This is a genomic window from Mesorhizobium sp. M0119, assembly GCF_040322615.1.
Classification (GTDB): domain Bacteria; phylum Pseudomonadota; class Alphaproteobacteria; order Rhizobiales; family Rhizobiaceae; genus Mesorhizobium.
The window spans coordinates 207,130-221,441 of record NZ_JAMYTU010000006.1 but is presented as its reverse complement, the minus strand read 5'-3'; the positions used below and the strand labels follow the sequence as shown (position 1 = coordinate 221,441).

Below are 14,312 nucleotides of genomic sequence, written 5' to 3'. Positions count from 1 at the left end.
GCATTTCAGTTGCAAGAAATTGCAGCCATTGCTGCTTTCAAACAAAAACCCGGGCACGTGGCCCGGGTCGGGAGAAACGCAAGATGTTTTCGGTCAGGCGGCTTGCTCAAGCGTCGGTTGCCATTGTCCAAGCGCTGCCAGATGGTTCATGTGGGCGCGATGGGCGAAGGCGGCCTGCGCGGCGGCGACGTTTGCCGCCTTGCCGCTCCAGGCCTTCTGCGGAGCGGCCTGCAAGGCGCGGCCGTAGGAGAAGGTCAGCTTCCATGGATGCGGGCCGATTGCGTTGATTGCATTGAGGTTGGCTGTCGCTTGCTCGTCCGTTTGTCCGCCCGAAAGGAAGGCGATGCCTCCAATCGCGGCCGGCACCGTCTCGCGGAACAGTTTTATGGTCTTTTCGGCGACTTCCTCGGGACTGCTGACCTTGCCCGATTTCTTGCCGGCGAGGACCATGTTCGGTTTCAGGATGGTGCCTTCGAGCACGACGCGGGCCGTATAGAGCTCGGTGTACAACTTTGTCAGTATCGCCTTGCTGATGTCGTAGCAGGTGTCGATGTCGTGGGCGCCGTCCATCAGCACCTCCGGCTCGACGATCGGCACGATGCCGGCCTCCTGGCAAAGTGCGGCGTAACGGGCGAGCGCATGGGCGTTCGAGCCGACCGAGGTGGCGGAAGGCACGCCCTTGGCAACATCGATGTCGATCACCGCGCGCCATTTGGCAAAGCGGGCGCCAAGCTTGTAATAGTCGGCGAGGCGTTCGCGCAGGCCGTCCAGGCCTTCGGTGATGGTGTCGCCGGGAAAGCCGGCCAGCGGTTTGGCGCCGGCGTCGACCTTGATGCCGGGGATAGCGCCTGATGCCTTGATGATGTCGACCAGCGGTGTGCCGTCGGCGGCCTTCTGGTGAATGGTCTCGTCGTAGAGGATGACGCCGGAAATGTACTTGGTCATTGCATCGCTGGCGCGGAACATCATCTCGCGATAGTCGCGGCGGCTGTCGGCGGTCGACTCGACGCCGATGACGTCGAAGCGCTTCTTGATGGTGCCGGAGCTCTCGTCGGCAGCCAGCAGGCCCTTGCCATTGGCCACCATCGCGGCGGCAATGTCCTCGAGACGTTCGCTCATCGTGCTTCTCCTGAAAGAATTGATCCGCGCCCAGCAGACCACCAGAGCAACGCAGGTTCAAGTCGAACCAATTCGCCAAACAAGCGCGAATCGATTGAAAGTCGCGGGCGCACTCCTTCGCACTGCCATTGCTGCCGCAGTTAGCGCTTCAAGACGTCGACGCCGGGCAAGGGCTTGCCTTCCATCCATTCGAGGAAAGCGCCGCCGGCCGTCGAGACATAAGTAAAGTCGTCGCTGACGCCGGCATGGTTGAGCGCGGCCACCGTGTCGCCGCCGCCAGCGACCGAGACCAGTCTGCCGGCCTTGGTGCGCGCTGCCGCGTGCCTGGCCGTCGCCACCGTTGCGTGGTCGAATGGCTCGATCTCGAAGGCGCCGAGCGGCCCGTTCCAGACCAGGGTCGCGGCGCGGTCGATCCATTCGGCAATGGTTTTCACGGTCTTTGCACCGACATCCAGGATCATGCCGTCGGCCGGCACGTCTGCTATGGCGACGGTCTCGTTGGCGGCGCCGGCCTTGAACTCCCTGGCGACAACGCCGTCGGCGGGCAGGATGATGGCGCAGCCGGCCTCGGCCGCCTCGATCATGATCTGCTTGGCGGTGGTCGCGAGATCATGCTCGCACAAGGATTTCCCGACGTCGGTGCCGCGTGCCGCGAGAAACGTGTTGGCCATGCCGCCGCCGATGACCAGCGTGTCGACCTTCTTCACCAGGTTCATCAACAGGTCGATCTTGGTCGAGACCTTGGCCCCGCCGACGATGGCGACAACCGGACGGACGGGATTGCCAAGACCCTTTTCCAACGCGTCGAGCTCGGCCTGCATGGTACGGCCGGCGAAGGCCGGCAGCACATGCGCCAGCCCTTCCGTCGACGAGTGGGCGCGGTGCGCGGCGGAGAAGGCGTCGTTGACGAAAATGTCGCCGTTGGCGGCGAGCTTTTCGGTGAAGGCCGGGTCGTTCTGCTCCTCGCCCTTATGGAAGCGGGTGTTCTCGAGCAGCAGTACGTCGCCGCTCTCCATGGCGGCAACGGCGCTCGCCGCCTTGTCGCCGATGCAGTCGGCGGCAAAGCCAACCGGACGACCGAGCACGTCTGCCGTCGCCTTGGCGATCGGTTCGAGCGAGAATTCCGGCGTCGGTCCATCCTTGGGCCGGCCGAAATGGGCAAGCAGGATGACCTTGGCTCCCCTGCCGGAGAGCTCGGCGATGGTCGGCGCAATGCGCTCGATACGGGTGGCGTCGGTGACCTTGCCCTCGGTGACGGGAACGTTGAGGTCGACACGCACCAGCACACGCTTGCCGCTGATATTGCCGATGTCGTCCAGTGTCTTGAAGTCGGCCATGCTGATCCCTTTCGCGAAAAATCGCGGGGACCTTACCCCGCATCGACGACGATGCAAGACCTGCCTAAGGGTTCACCGAAAATATGATTCACGTGTCGAGGACGAAGTGCCCGCGGGGAGCGAGATGGGCAGCAACGACGCGAAACGCACCGACTTGTGGCTTATCGATTGCGGACCACGATGCACGCGCCGCCCACGCTGTGCAGTTTCTGGCAAATATCGTCGGCCCTGGCTTTGGTGTCGGCGCCGATCCGCACCGCATAGATGCCGCGCCTGCCAATCGGTGTGCGCACCCGGCTGACCACCGGATCGCGACCGCTGAGCAAGGCTGGAAACCGGCGCTTCACGTTGCTCCACTGATTGAGCGCCGCGGCGCGACGGAAATTGCCGGCCACCTGCACGCCCCACGGCTTGATGTTGATCGACGACATCGGCACGGTTCTGGACATGATCACCGGCAGCTCGCGGCAAGCGGCAGCGAAACTCGCCTTCTTGTCGAGCGGCCGGATGACGCCGGCATACGCGGCATCGGTGAACTTGTCGGCCGGCTCGCCCATGACGTCCAAAACGTAGCTTTCGGTCTCCATCGGGAGGAATCCGCCGGAATTCAGCCAGCGCGTCACCCGGTTCTCGCCGGCATTGTAGGCTGCGGCGGCGAGGCCGAGATTGCCGAAACCGGATTTCATTTCGGCGAGGTATTTTGCCGAGGCCGGGATCGCCTGTTCGATGTCGAAGGAATTGGCGAGCCCGCGCATCTTGGCGGTACCCGGCATGAATTGGGCGATACCCTCCGCGCCGACGGGGCTGACCGCATTGGGATCGAAACGGCTTTCCTTCCAGATCAGCCGAGCAAAGAAATCCCTGGGCAGGCCGTTCTGGTCGGCATGCGTCTCGATAAGATCGCAAACTCGATCGATCAGCTTCTGCTTGGCGGGCCGCGGCGGATCGGCCTGGACGGCTGTCGCCCAGCCCAGCCCGCAAATGACAACCAGCGTCGCCCCAAGCAAACGCCGCATAGAACTACTCCGCCGCGGCTTTGCCGTGTTGCCCAAATCGCCGTTCGATGTAGTCGGAAACCATTTTCTCGAAATCCGCGGCGATCGACGGGCCGCGCAGCGTCGCCGCCTTCTTGCCGTCGACGAAAACCGGGGCGGTCGGCGTCTCGCCGGTGCCGGGCAGCGAAATGCCGATATCGGCATGTTTGGATTCGCCCGGACCGTTGACGATGCAACCCATCACCGCGACTTTGAGGTTCTCGACGCCGGGATATTGTTCGCGCCACACCGGCATGTTCTTGCGCAGGTCGGCCTGGATGTTCTGGGCAAGCTCCTGGAACACGGTCGAGGTCGTGCGGCCGCAGCCCGGGCAGGCGGCGACGATCGGCACGAACTGCCGGAAGCCCATGGTTTGCAGCAGTTCTTGCGACACCTGCACCTCGCGCGTGCGGTCGCCGTTCGGCTCCGGCGTCAGCGAGATGCGGATGGTGTCGCCGATGCCTTGCTGGAGCAGGATGCCTATGGCCGCGGACGAGGCGACGATGCCTTTCGAGCCCATGCCCGCCTCCGTCAGGCCGAGGTGCAGCGCATGGTCGGAACGGGTGGCAAGCTCGGTGTAGACGGCGATCAGATCCTGCACGCCGCTGACTTTGGCCGATAGGATGATTTTCTCGCGGGCAAGGCCAATCTCTTCGGCCATTTCGGCCGACAGGATCGCCGACTGCACGATTGCCTCGCGCGTCACTTCCTGTGCGGTCAGCGGAAAGCCCTGGGCCTGGTTGTCGTCCATTAGCCGGGTTAGCAGCTCCTGGTCGAGCGAACCCCAATTGACGCCGATACGCACCGGTTTGTCGTATCGGATCGCCATCTCGACGATCGCCGCGAACTGCCGGTCTTTCTTGTCCTTGAAGCCGACATTGCCTGGGTTGATGCGGTATTTGGCCAGTGCCTCGGCGCAGGCCGGATGATCGGCCAGGAGCTTGTGGCCGATATAATGGAAATCGCCGACCAGCGGCACGTCGATGCCGAGCCGTTCCAGCCGCTCGCGGATGGCCGGTACGGCGGCAGCGCTTTCGTCGCGATCGACGGTTATGCGCACGATCTCGGAGCCGGCGCGATGCAGCGCCGCCACCTGCGCGACCGTCTGGTCGACATCGGCCGTGTCGGTGTTGGTCATCGACTGAACGACGACCGGCGCGCCGCCACCGACCATCACGCCGCCGACATCGACACCGACCGACCTGCGGCGTGGGAAGGGTGAGGAAAAATATCCGGTCATGCCGGCTGCCTTTGATCTTGAAGGTCCGGGCATGAGGTGGAGGAGCAAAGATGGCTTGTCAATGGCGACTGGCGCGCAGGCCTAGCAAATCGGTAATGACAAGACGGCAGCTGCCGCAAATCCACGAGTGTTTCCGGCAGCATAGCGATGCCACCGGAAAGATCGCGCGCCGGGCGGCGCTGCTAGTCCTGGAAGGGCTTCAGTGCGTCGTCGGTTTCGCCTTCAGTTTTTCAATCTCGTCCTTGAGCGCCAGCTTGCGCCGCTTGAGATTCACGATTTCGAGGTCGTCTACCGATGGATGGGTCATCGCATCGTCGATTTCCCGTTCGATGTCGCCGTGTTTCCGCTGCAGCTCATCAAGATGGGATGCAAGAGACATGATTGGTTCTCCCTTTCATGGTTTCCTCGATTGCAGCCGCCAAGGTACGTCCACCGCAGGCTCGCTTCTGTGACGGCATAATGACAGTTTGCCACCATCGAGCACCGATGTCGAATGCTGCGTGGTAGCATTCCACGACAATATGAAATGTGGTATGGGCTGCGCGCCGGTGCAAGAAGACCCCCGGTCCCGCCCAATCAGGCCCATAGTTTGGGCGCCGCAGACGTGCAGACGGTAAAGATGTCCGATCAGGAACAGGCAGATATCCGCCTCGAATATTCCCGGCTGAAGCAGGAACACGCCGATTTCGACGCGGCCATCAACGCGATGATCGCCGTGAATTGCGACCCGCTGCAGATCCAGCGCATGAAGAAAAAGAAGCTTTTCCTGAAGGACAGGCTGATGGCGCTGGAAGACAAGATCATTCCAGACATTATTGCTTGAACGAACGCCATTGCTTGAACGAACGCCGGCGCCGGCCTGCTGGAAAGGCGGCTATGCCGCGATCGAAAGCCGTGCGGCGCGCTCGCGCAACAGCGCTATCAGATCGTCGGTCTTTTCGGTCGAGGTATCGATGGGAACCACCAGGCACATCGTCGCCTCGACCCTGCCCGGCGCTGAAAAGACCGGCGCGGCCAGGCATTTTGTGTAGGCATCGACAAGGCCGGAGGTGACGCAGTAGCCGGCCGATTTGGCGACGGCGATGTCGGCTATGAAGTCGTCGAGCCGCAACCTGCGGCCGTCCGGCAGTACGAGATCGTCTTCCGAGACCATATCCTCGATCGCCGCCCTGTCGAAGCCGGCGAGGAGCAGCCGCCCGGACGCTGTCCAGGGAAGCGGTATTTGCAGACCCGTCGCCGAGCTGATCCTGAATGGCCTCGTTCCCGGGCTTGAATGGACGATGGTGTAGCGGCCGCTTTGCAGCATGCACAACTCCGAGGTCTCGCCGGTCTCGCGCGACAAATGGTCGACTTCCTGGCGCCCCCGCCTGAGCAGGTCGTTGCCCCGTACATAGTCCATTCCGTAGAGATAAAGCTTCTTTCCGAAATAGACCCGATTGCCGTCTCCGGCCATCTCCAGCAGGCCAGCGTCGACCAGTGAGCGCACAAGCGTGTAGGTCGTCGAACGCGGCGCGTTCACCCCCTTGGCAAGATCGCCAATGCCGATTGCGCGCTGGGTCGCGTGAAGAAACTCCAGAATCTGGAGGACCCGGTTGAGGCCCTTCTCCCGGGAACCCGAATTCTTGTCCTCGTCCAGACCGACGTCCGATCGAGCGGCCAAGGCATTGCCATCTTGCATTATCGATTCCTGATGTTAATCTGTCTTGTACAGAGTACAGCAGTCTCTTGTAAGGGACAATGATGCCAGTTGCAACCGATGCTGTATTGCTGGTCCAAAGGGGAACACAACACGAGAGGAGGTCGTCGTGAACGACACATCCAAAAGGCGTGAATTTCTGAAACTGGGAATGGCCGGGCTTGCAACGGCCGGAGTGATGAGCGTCGCTACCGCGGTCGACGTTCGGAAAGCGGCGGCCCAGGCAGCGCCCGACAGCCTGCTGCGCACCGTTCTCGAGCGCGGCAAGGTGATCGTCGGCACCGGCAGTACCAATGCGCCCTGGCATTTCGAGAACGACGCCGGCGAACTGGTCGGCATGGACATCACCATGGGTCGCATTCTCGCCAAGGGGCTTTTCGACGATCCGACCAAAGTGGAATTCGTCATGCAGGATCCGGCTCAGCGCATTCCAAACGTGACCACCAACAAGGTCGACATCACCATCCAGTTCATGACCATGACCGCCCAGCGCTCGCAGCTGATCCACTTCTCCAGGCCCTACTACGTCGAAGGCATCGCCTTGCTGACCCTTCCGAACGCCGAAAACAAGACCTTCGACAAGCTGCTTGCCGGCGGTTCGGCGACCCGGATTTCCATCCTGCAAAACGTCGATGCCGAGGCAAACGTGCATATCGTCCTGCCGGAGTCGCAGGTAATGCAGATAGACACGCAGGCCAATGTGCTGCAGGCACTGGAATCGAAGCGCGTCGACGCCGCCGCGGTCGATCTGTCAACGGTGCGCTGGCTCGCCTCGCGCAATCCGGATAAGTACTTCGATGCCGGCAAGAGCTGGTTCTCGATGCTTTATGGTGCCGCGCTGCGGCAGGGCGACCTCGACTGGCTGACCTTCGTCAACCAGACCTTCACCATCGCCATGTTCGGCCATGAAACGGCACTCTACGACGCTGCGTTCAAGGATTATTTCGGACAGGAGCCGCCGGCGCGCCATCCCGGTTTCCCGGTCATCTGATGCAAGAAGGCGGAAGGACAACGTCCTTCCGCCCTCTCTCTCATCACAGCCCTCCATGACGAGGACGCATGGGTTATACCCTCAACTTCAACCTGATCTGGCGGCATTTCGACAAGCTCTGGGGCGGACTGCTGCTCAGCCTCGAGCTGGCCGTAATCTCGATCGCGATCGGCATCGTCATCGGGCTCGTTCTGGCGGTCTGGTACGTGTCGGCCGGACGTGCGGTGCGGACCATCATCGCGGGCTATGTCGAGTTCATCCGCAACGTGCCGCTGATCCTGCTCGTCTATCTGGTCTTCTACGGCTTGCCGACGGTGGTCGACATTGCCTACAGCGCGCAAACCTCATTCATTGCCACGCTGTCGCTCTACAGCGGCGCCTACCTGGTCGAGGTGTTTCGCTCGGGGCTTGAGGCGGTGCCGCGCGGGCAGCTCGACGCCGGCAAGGCAATCGGCCTGACGTCATGGCAAAGGCTGCTCCATGTGCGCCTGCCGACGATGCTGCGCATAACCCTGCCGGCGCTTTCCAACACATTCATATCGCTCTTCAAGGATACGTCGGTGGCGTCGGTCATCTCGGTACCCGAACTCACCTATGGCGCCCAGTGGATCAACTTCAACACGTTCCGCATTGTCGAGGTCTATCTGGTGGTGACTGCGATGTACCTGTTGACCGGCTACGCGCTGCTTTTCGCGCTGCGACTGGTCGAGCGCCGGTTCAAGGCGGCGCGCTGACATGCTGAGCCAGATCATCTACGCCTTGCCGTTCCTCGCCGAAGGCTTTGCCGTAACCTTGTGGGTGTCGCTGCTGGTCGTGGTGTTATCGCTCATCGCCGGCGTGCTGATGGGCGTCGGCCTTGTCTATGGTCCGGCTCCGCTGCGCTGGGCAGTGCGCATCTTCAGCGACACCATACGCGGCATTCCGATCCTGGTGCTGATCTTCTTCGTCTATTACGGCCTGCCCGCGGTGGGGCTGCATCTGGAATCCTTTTGGGCGGCCGTACTCGCCCTCACCCTGTTCAAGACCGCACAGGTCGTCGAATATTTACGCGGCGCCGTCGGCTCGATTCCCAAGGGTCAGTCCGAGGCGGCGATGGCGATCGGACTGACTTTTCGCCAGCGGCTGGCCTACGTCATTTTTCCGCAGGCGTTCAGGCGCTTCCTGCCACCCTGGATCAATGGCGTCACCGACGCGGTGAAGGGCAGCGCGCTGGTCTCGCTGCTCGGCATCACCGACCTCATGCAGGCAATCAACCAGGTCATCGGCCGCACCTATGAGGCGATGCCGCTCTACATTCTCGGCGCGCTCGTCTACTTCGCCGTCAACTACGCCCTCTCCTTGGCCAGCCGGCGCCTGGAGCGGCGTTTCTCCTTCATCCGGGAATAGCAAGATGTCCAACGCCTCGCACCAGAATCCGGCACTTCTCGATGTCACCGAGGTTTCCAAAGCCTTTGGATCCGTCGAGGTCCTGCGCTCCGTCAGCCTGCAGGTGACACGCGGCGAGGTGGTGACGGTCATCGGCCCCTCCGGCAGCGGCAAGACCACGCTGCTGCGCTGCGTCAACTTCCTGGAGAGCTACGACAGCGGCTCGATCCGTATCGATGGCAAGGAGGTCGGCTATCGCGAGACGGGAACACACCAGCGACGCAGCGAGCGCGACCTGGCGGCGATGCGAGCCGAGACCGGAATGGTGTTCCAGAGCTTCAATCTGTTTCCGCATTTGACTGCGGCCGGCAACATCATGCTTGGTCTGCGCAAGGTGCGCGGCAAGAGCAATGCCGAGGCCCGCACCATTGCCGAGCACTGGCTCGGCCGAGTCGGCCTCGCCCACAAGGCCGACAGTCTGCCGGCCGAGCTTTCCGGCGGCCAGCAGCAGCGCGTCGGCATCGCCCGCGCCGTGGCGATGGAGCCGAAGATATTGCTTCTCGACGAGATAACCTCGGCCCTCGACCCGGAACTGGTTGGCGAGGTGCTCGAGGTCGTGCGCAGCCTCGCCGAAGACGGCATGACGATGCTGATGGTCACGCATGAAATGGCTTTTGCGCGCGACGCATCGAGCCGCATCGTTTTCATGGCGGATGGCGGCGTCAGCGCCGTCGGACCACCCGCCGAGATTCTGGCGGCGGGGTTCGACAATGAACGCCTTCGCAGTTTCCTGGCGCGGTTTCGCGCCTCGCATTTTTGACATCGGACGGCGAAAGCTGTCGCAAGGAGCTTTTATGACGCCTTACATCCGGCTCGCGGAATTGGGCCTGACACTGCCCGAGCCGCCGAAGCCCATCGCCAACTTCGTCACCTATGCCGAGAGCGGACGGCTGATCTTCCTCTCCGGCCAGGGGCCGTTGCGCGCCGACGGCGCGCTCTGCACCGGCAAGGTCGGCGAGGATGTCAGCGTGGAGGAGGCCTACGATCATGCCCGTCTGACCGGCCTGAACCTGCTCGCCGTCATGCATGCGGCGGCCGGCGACCTCGGCCGCATCGTGCGCGTCGTCAAGCTGCTTGGCTTTGTCAATGCGACGCCGACATTCAGCGAGCACCCCAAGGTGGTGAATGGCTGTTCCGATCTTTTCGCCGCCGTCTTTGATACGCTTGGCGGACATGCCCGTTCCGCGATCGGTGTCGGCTCGCTGCCGGGCAACATCACAGTTGAAATCGAGGCGGTCGTCGAGATCGCCGCTTGAAAGCTTTCGAAACAGGATCTGCAGAGATGACGACCTATGCCGCTGACCGTTCCAACACGACAATCCGCGAACGGCTCGGCCTTCGCCCGATCATCAATGTTTCCGGCACGATGACGGCGCTCGGCGCTTCGATCATCGTTCCCGAGGCGATCGCCGCAATGTCGGAAATCGCCTCGCAATGGGTCGAGATGGACGATCTGCAGCGCGCCGCAAGTACTGTGATTGCACGCCTCACCGGCGGCGAGGCCGGCTTTATCACCGCGTGCTGCGCCAGCGGCATAACCATGGCGATTGCCGGCGCGATGACCGGAACCAGCCTTCTTGCGATCGAGCGGCTGCCGGACGATACCGAGGGCCTCAAATCGGAGGTCATCGTCCAGCTTGGCCATATCGTCAATTATGGCGCGCCGATCGACCAGTCGATCCGGCTTGCCGGAGCCACGGCAGTGCCTGCCGGCACGGTCAGCGTCACCCAGGACTATCATGTTGCCGAGGCGATCCGGGACCGGACGGCGGCAGCCCTCTACGTCGTTGCGCACCACACCGTGCAATACGGCATGCTCTCGCTCGAGGAGTTCTGCGAGATTTGCCACGCCAGGGGCGTGCCGGTGATCGTCGACGCCGCCTCGGAATACGATTTGCGCGGCTTTCTGGCGCGCGGCGCCGACATTGTCGTCTACAGCGGGCACAAATTTCTCTCAGGGCCGACAAGCGGCATCGTCACCGGGCGCAAGGATCTGGTGCGGGCCGCCTATCTGCAGAATCGTGGCGTCGCGCGCGCCATGAAGGTCGGCAAGGAGAGCATTGCCGGCACCATGGCAGCCCTGGAAGCCTGGGAACAGCGCGACCATGCCGGCATTCGCCAGCGGGAAGAAGCCGCACTGCTTCTGTGGCAAGGCGCATTGCAGGGCCTGCCCGGCATCGAGACACGTATCATTCCAGATCCGACCGGAAATCCTCTCGACCGCCTGCAGGTGTTTGTTGCACCGGAAAGCCGCTTCACCGCCGCCGGCCTCGCCTCGGCGCTCGCCGCGGGTTCGCCGCCCGTGATCGTGCGCAACCACGAGGTCGAGCGCGGTCACTTCTTCCTTGATCCGTGCAATCTCCATGCCGGCGAGGCGGAGATCGTCGCCGAACGCCTGCGGGCTATATTGAGCGCTGCCGATCGGCCCGCGGATGCGATGAAACCCGCTCGCAAGCAGTCCGCCGGAGCGTTGCGCTGGCCTGACTAGACATCGGCAGAGCGTGGTCGAGCCAGTGCCCTCCAGCGCCGGCTTCGCATCGGGCCAGTGCGCCATCACGGCACTGTGAATGACCTTTTGGGCGTCGGGCGGAATAAACCACCCCGCCCGTTGGTCTCCCAAGCAGACGCCATTTCCAGCGTTGCAGGAGACCGGTATGACCCACCACCACGACAATGAAGCTGACGGCATCAGCCGCCGTCATGCACTGGAATGCATGATCTGGGCCGGCACGGGAGTGCTTTGGACGATTTCGGCCGGCGTGCCGGTTTCGCTCAGCCTGCTCGGTGCGGCGGAAGCCGCAGAGGCCTTGGCCACCGGCTTCACTTTCCTCCAGATCTCCGACAGCCACATCGGCTTCGACAAGGCTGCCAACCCGCACGCTATCGACACGCTGAAGGAGGCCATGGGCAAGATCCAGGCGCTGCCGCAAAAGCCCGCTTTCATGATCCACACCGGCGACATCACCCATCTGTCGAAGGCCGCTCAGTTCGACAACGCTGCCCAGATCATCGGCGGCGCAGGCTTCGACGTGCATTATGTGCCAGGTGAGCACGACCTGATCGATGACGGCAATGGCCAGGCCTATCTCGACCGCTACGGCAAGGGCACCAAGGGCGCCGGCTGGTATTCGTTCGACCAGAACGGCGTCCATTTCATTGGGCTGGTCAACGTCGTCAACCTGAAGGCTGGCGGGCTCGGCAATCTCGGCGCCGACCAGTTGGCATGGTTGGCCGATGATCTGAAGGCGGTCACCGCCTCGACGCCAATCGTCGTCTTTGCCCACATCCCGCTATGGGCTGTTTATCCCGAATGGGGCTGGGGCACCGACGACGCGGCGCAGGCCTTGGCCCTGCTCAAGCGCTTCGGCTCTGTCACCGTACTCAACGGCCATATCCACCAGATCATGCAGAAGGTCGAAGGCAACGTTACCTTTCATACCGCGCGCTCGACCGCTTTCCCGCAACCGGCGCCGGGCACCGCAGCCTCACCCGGGCCGATGACGGTACCTGCCGGCCAGTTGCGCAGCATGCTCGGCACAAGCAGCGTGACGGTCAAGCAAGGCGGGCAGGACCTCGCCATCATCGACAGCACGCTGGCCTGAGGGGAAATGCAATGATCCGCTTTCCAGCCCGCCTCTTCGTCGTATCCCCTGTCGCGTTCGGTTTGGCGGCGATCCTGATAATGGTTGCTATGCCACTGAACGCAGCAGACCAGCCAATGGTCAAGATCGAGAACTTTGCCTTCACACCGGCGGTGCTGACGGTAAAGCAGGGCACTACCGTGACCTTCGAGAACGACGACGACATCCCGCATCTGGTGGTCGCCAACGATGGCTCGTTTCGCTCCACGGCGCTTGACACCGGTGACACATATGCCTTCACCTTCACCAAAGTGGGCGACTATGCCTATTTCTGCGGGCTTCACCCGCACATGCAGGGCAGGATCACCGTCGCTCCGTGAGGATGTTCGGAAGGTTCTGCCCGGGATGCCGGGCGATGCGACGGTGTTGAACCAAGAGGCCGCGGCCGAGCGCTTTCGCGAGGTGGTTCTGCCCCATCTCGCGGATGCGCTTGCGCTTGCCCGCTGGTTGACCGGCAACGCCGCCGACGCCGAGGATGTGGTGCAGGAGGCGTGTTTGAAGGCGCATGCGGGCATCGCCGGCTATGCCGGCGGCAATGCCCGCGCCTGGCTGCTGGCGATCGTGCGCAACGCCTGTTACTCCTGGCTGGCGCGCAACCGGCCGCGCAGTATCGTCGCCGTCGGCGACCTGAGCGACCTCGATGACATGACGGCTGCATACGGCGCCGGCCTGCCGGATACGGATAGTCCTGAGGCAAGCCTGATCGCCAAGGCCGACACGGCCGCACTTGAGGCGGCGATCACCGCGCTGCCGCAGCAATTTCGCGAGACGCTGGTGCTGCGCGACATCAACGGCCTCAGCTATCGCGAGATCGCGACGCTGCTTGGCGTCCCGCTAGGCACGGTGATGTCGCGGCTGGCGAGGGCGCGCGGCCTGCTGACATCCCAACTTGGGAGGGCGCCATGAGCGCGCACAACGATGGACTGCCCGATGACCCGGCGGGCATGGAGCTGATGATCCATGCCTTGGTCGATGGCGAGCTCGACGCAGCAGCAGCATTGGCTGTCGAGCGACGCATCGCGGCCGATCCGGCGCTCGCCGCCGAGCATGCCCGCATCGCTGCGCTGCAGACGGTCGTCAGCGGGCTGCCGAGGCCCGATGTCCGTGAGGATTTCAAGGCTCGCATCGCTGCAATCGGGACAGCCGGTACGGAGAAAGTGCTGTCGGCGCGGGCGCCCGCCGCTCGAGTGCTGCCGGCGCACAGAGCGGTGCACCGATTTGGCGCGTTCGACTGGCGCGCGCTGGCGGCGTCGATCATCGTTACCGCCGTGCTGGCCAGCGGCGCGACGCAATGGATGATGCTGAGCAGGGCGCCCGACAGCTTTGCGGCCGCAGTCGCCAGCGGCCACCGCCGCAGCCTGCTGGCCGCCAGCCCGGTGGACGTCGTCTCGTCGGACCGGCATACCGTAAAACCTTGGCTCGATGCCCGGGTCGGCCTGTCGCCACCGGCGCCCGATCTTGCCAATGACGGCTTCGCATTGCTCGGCGGCCGGGTCGAGGTGATCGCCGACCGGACGGTGCCGGCACTGGTCTACAGGCACTGCGAGCACCTGATCACGCTCGTCGCCGCGCCTGAGGAAACCGGCTCGACAACCGGACCTGTCGATCTTTCTGCCGGTGGCTTCTCGCTGGTCCACTGGAGCGACAGTGCCTTTTCCTACTGGGCGATTTCCGATACCGAACGGCCTGAACTCGACGACTTCGTCGACCGCTTCCGAGCCGCGGCCGCCCGATAACCACCGCCGCTATCCATTTGTGTAGCGACAGAAACGGCACAAGCGACTTTCCCTTTCTGGCCATCCTTGCGGCTCCCCTCGATTTCCGCTAAT

17 protein-coding genes are annotated in these 14,312 nt (G+C 63.1%); 11 read left to right on the top strand and 6 right to left on the bottom strand.

Annotated features, from left to right (window positions below; all coding sequences use genetic code 11):
• Positions 1-93 precede the first annotated feature (93 nt).
• The 5 genes from NKJ40_RS08915 to NKJ40_RS08895 form a co-directional block, all read right to left on the bottom strand.
• A complete protein-coding gene (locus NKJ40_RS08915; protein WP_352465761.1) occupies positions 94-1,119 on the bottom strand; it encodes a class I fructose-bisphosphate aldolase in 1,026 nt (341 codons plus the stop codon).
• Positions 1,120-1,259: 140 nt separating this feature from the next.
• Positions 1,260-2,456: a phosphoglycerate kinase gene (locus tag NKJ40_RS08910; RefSeq protein WP_352465760.1), complete on the bottom strand. Its 1,197-nt coding sequence runs from the start codon at positions 2,454-2,456 to the stop codon at positions 1,260-1,262.
• A gap of 161 nt (positions 2,457-2,617) precedes the next feature.
• Positions 2,618-3,472 (bottom strand): lytic transglycosylase domain-containing protein, encoded by an 855-nt coding sequence (locus NKJ40_RS08905; protein WP_352465759.1) that lies wholly within the window; start codon positions 3,470-3,472, stop codon positions 2,618-2,620.
• Between the two features lie 4 nt (positions 3,473-3,476).
• Complete coding sequence (gene ispG, locus NKJ40_RS08900; protein WP_352465758.1) at positions 3,477-4,730, bottom strand: flavodoxin-dependent (E)-4-hydroxy-3-methylbut-2-enyl-diphosphate synthase; 1,254 nt, start codon at positions 4,728-4,730, stop codon at positions 3,477-3,479.
• 199 nt (positions 4,731-4,929) lie between these two features.
• Positions 4,930-5,109, bottom strand: a complete 180-nt coding sequence (locus NKJ40_RS08895) for a YdcH family protein (RefSeq protein ID WP_023678481.1) — start codon at positions 5,107-5,109, stop codon at positions 4,930-4,932.
• A 240-nt stretch (positions 5,110-5,349) separates the two neighbouring features.
• Between NKJ40_RS08895 and NKJ40_RS08890 the strand changes: the two genes are divergently transcribed.
• Entirely contained in the window at positions 5,350-5,553 is a 204-nt protein-coding gene (locus NKJ40_RS08890) for a YdcH family protein (RefSeq protein WP_352465789.1), read from the top strand.
• A 51-nt stretch (positions 5,554-5,604) separates the two neighbouring features.
• Here the strand turns inward: NKJ40_RS08890 and NKJ40_RS08885 are convergent, their stop codons facing one another.
• Positions 5,605-6,408, bottom strand: coding sequence for an IclR family transcriptional regulator (locus NKJ40_RS08885; RefSeq protein WP_292655683.1), 804 nt, complete (start codon positions 6,406-6,408; stop codon positions 5,605-5,607).
• Positions 6,409-6,535: 127 nt separating this feature from the next.
• Between NKJ40_RS08885 and NKJ40_RS08880 the strand changes: the two genes are divergently transcribed.
• The 10 genes from NKJ40_RS08880 (at position 6,536) to NKJ40_RS08835 (ending at position 14,219) form a co-directional block, all read left to right on the top strand.
• Positions 6,536-7,417, top strand: coding sequence for a transporter substrate-binding protein (locus NKJ40_RS08880; RefSeq protein WP_352465757.1), 882 nt, complete (start codon positions 6,536-6,538; stop codon positions 7,415-7,417).
• Between the two features lie 68 nt (positions 7,418-7,485).
• On the top strand, positions 7,486-8,151 hold the full coding sequence (locus NKJ40_RS08875; protein WP_352465756.1) for an amino acid ABC transporter permease: 666 nt from the start codon (positions 7,486-7,488) through the stop codon (positions 8,149-8,151).
• 1 nt (position 8,152) lies between these two features.
• Entirely contained in the window at positions 8,153-8,803 is a 651-nt protein-coding gene (locus NKJ40_RS08870) for an amino acid ABC transporter permease (protein WP_292655692.1), read from the top strand.
• Positions 8,804-8,807: 4 nt separating this feature from the next.
• Positions 8,808-9,602 carry an amino acid ABC transporter ATP-binding protein gene (locus NKJ40_RS08865; RefSeq protein WP_352465755.1) on the top strand — a complete coding sequence of 265 codons (795 nt, stop codon included), beginning with the start codon at positions 8,808-8,810 and terminating at the stop codon, positions 9,600-9,602.
• Between the two features lie 34 nt (positions 9,603-9,636).
• Positions 9,637-10,098, top strand: coding sequence for a RidA family protein (locus NKJ40_RS08860; RefSeq protein WP_292655697.1), 462 nt, complete (start codon positions 9,637-9,639; stop codon positions 10,096-10,098).
• Positions 10,099-10,124: 26 nt separating this feature from the next.
• Positions 10,125-11,330: an aminotransferase class V-fold PLP-dependent enzyme gene (locus NKJ40_RS08855; RefSeq protein ID WP_352465754.1), complete on the top strand. Its 1,206-nt coding sequence runs from the start codon at positions 10,125-10,127 to the stop codon at positions 11,328-11,330.
• Between the two features lie 166 nt (positions 11,331-11,496).
• Positions 11,497-12,444 carry a metallophosphoesterase family protein gene (locus tag NKJ40_RS08850; protein ID WP_352465753.1) on the top strand — a complete coding sequence of 316 codons (948 nt, stop codon included), beginning with the start codon at positions 11,497-11,499 and terminating at the stop codon, positions 12,442-12,444.
• Positions 12,445-12,455: 11 nt separating this feature from the next.
• On the top strand, positions 12,456-12,803 hold the full coding sequence (locus tag NKJ40_RS08845; protein ID WP_352465752.1) for a cupredoxin domain-containing protein: 348 nt from the start codon (positions 12,456-12,458) through the stop codon (positions 12,801-12,803).
• A gap of 25 nt (positions 12,804-12,828) precedes the next feature.
• The gene (locus NKJ40_RS08840) at positions 12,829-13,389 is read left to right on the top strand and encodes a sigma-70 family RNA polymerase sigma factor (RefSeq protein WP_352465751.1); all 561 of its coding nucleotides are present in this window, start codon (positions 12,829-12,831) and stop codon (positions 13,387-13,389) included.
• Positions 13,386-14,219: an anti-sigma factor family protein gene (locus NKJ40_RS08835; RefSeq protein ID WP_352465750.1), complete on the top strand. Its 834-nt coding sequence runs from the start codon at positions 13,386-13,388 to the stop codon at positions 14,217-14,219. The genes NKJ40_RS08840 and NKJ40_RS08835 overlap by 4 nt, the downstream gene beginning before the upstream one ends.
• The last annotated feature ends 93 nt before the right edge of the window (positions 14,220-14,312 follow it).

What these genes read in the sequence shown, in the direction of transcription:
- NKJ40_RS08915 (WP_352465761.1), bottom strand. Translation starts at nt 1,119, where the DNA reads ATGAGCGAACGTCTCGAGGACATTGCCGCCGCGATGGTGGCCAATGGC.
- NKJ40_RS08885 (WP_292655683.1), bottom strand. Translation starts at nt 6,408, where the DNA reads ATGCAAGATGGCAATGCCTTGGCCGCTCGATCGGACGTCGGTCTGGAC.
- NKJ40_RS08905 (WP_352465759.1), bottom strand. Translation starts at nt 3,472, where the DNA reads ATGCGGCGTTTGCTTGGGGCGACGCTGGTTGTCATTTGCGGGCTGGGC.
- NKJ40_RS08870 (WP_292655692.1), top strand. Translation starts at nt 8,153, where the DNA reads ATGCTGAGCCAGATCATCTACGCCTTGCCGTTCCTCGCCGAAGGCTTT.
- NKJ40_RS08850 (WP_352465753.1), top strand. Translation starts at nt 11,497, where the DNA reads ATGACCCACCACCACGACAATGAAGCTGACGGCATCAGCCGCCGTCAT.
- ispG (WP_352465758.1), bottom strand. Translation starts at nt 4,730, where the DNA reads ATGACCGGATATTTTTCCTCACCCTTCCCACGCCGCAGGTCGGTCGGT.
- NKJ40_RS08910 (WP_352465760.1), bottom strand. Translation starts at nt 2,456, where the DNA reads ATGGCCGACTTCAAGACACTGGACGACATCGGCAATATCAGCGGCAAG.
- NKJ40_RS08890 (WP_352465789.1), top strand. Translation starts at nt 5,350, where the DNA reads ATGTCCGATCAGGAACAGGCAGATATCCGCCTCGAATATTCCCGGCTG.
- NKJ40_RS08895 (WP_023678481.1), bottom strand. Translation starts at nt 5,109, where the DNA reads ATGTCTCTTGCATCCCATCTTGATGAGCTGCAGCGGAAACACGGCGAC.
- NKJ40_RS08860 (WP_292655697.1), top strand. Translation starts at nt 9,637, where the DNA reads ATGACGCCTTACATCCGGCTCGCGGAATTGGGCCTGACACTGCCCGAG.
- NKJ40_RS08835 (WP_352465750.1), top strand. Translation starts at nt 13,386, where the DNA reads ATGAGCGCGCACAACGATGGACTGCCCGATGACCCGGCGGGCATGGAG.
- NKJ40_RS08845 (WP_352465752.1), top strand. Translation starts at nt 12,456, where the DNA reads ATGATCCGCTTTCCAGCCCGCCTCTTCGTCGTATCCCCTGTCGCGTTC.
- NKJ40_RS08855 (WP_352465754.1), top strand. Translation starts at nt 10,125, where the DNA reads ATGACGACCTATGCCGCTGACCGTTCCAACACGACAATCCGCGAACGG.
- NKJ40_RS08840 (WP_352465751.1), top strand. Translation starts at nt 12,829, where the DNA reads ATGCCGGGCGATGCGACGGTGTTGAACCAAGAGGCCGCGGCCGAGCGC.
- NKJ40_RS08875 (WP_352465756.1), top strand. Translation starts at nt 7,486, where the DNA reads ATGGGTTATACCCTCAACTTCAACCTGATCTGGCGGCATTTCGACAAG.
- NKJ40_RS08865 (WP_352465755.1), top strand. Translation starts at nt 8,808, where the DNA reads ATGTCCAACGCCTCGCACCAGAATCCGGCACTTCTCGATGTCACCGAG.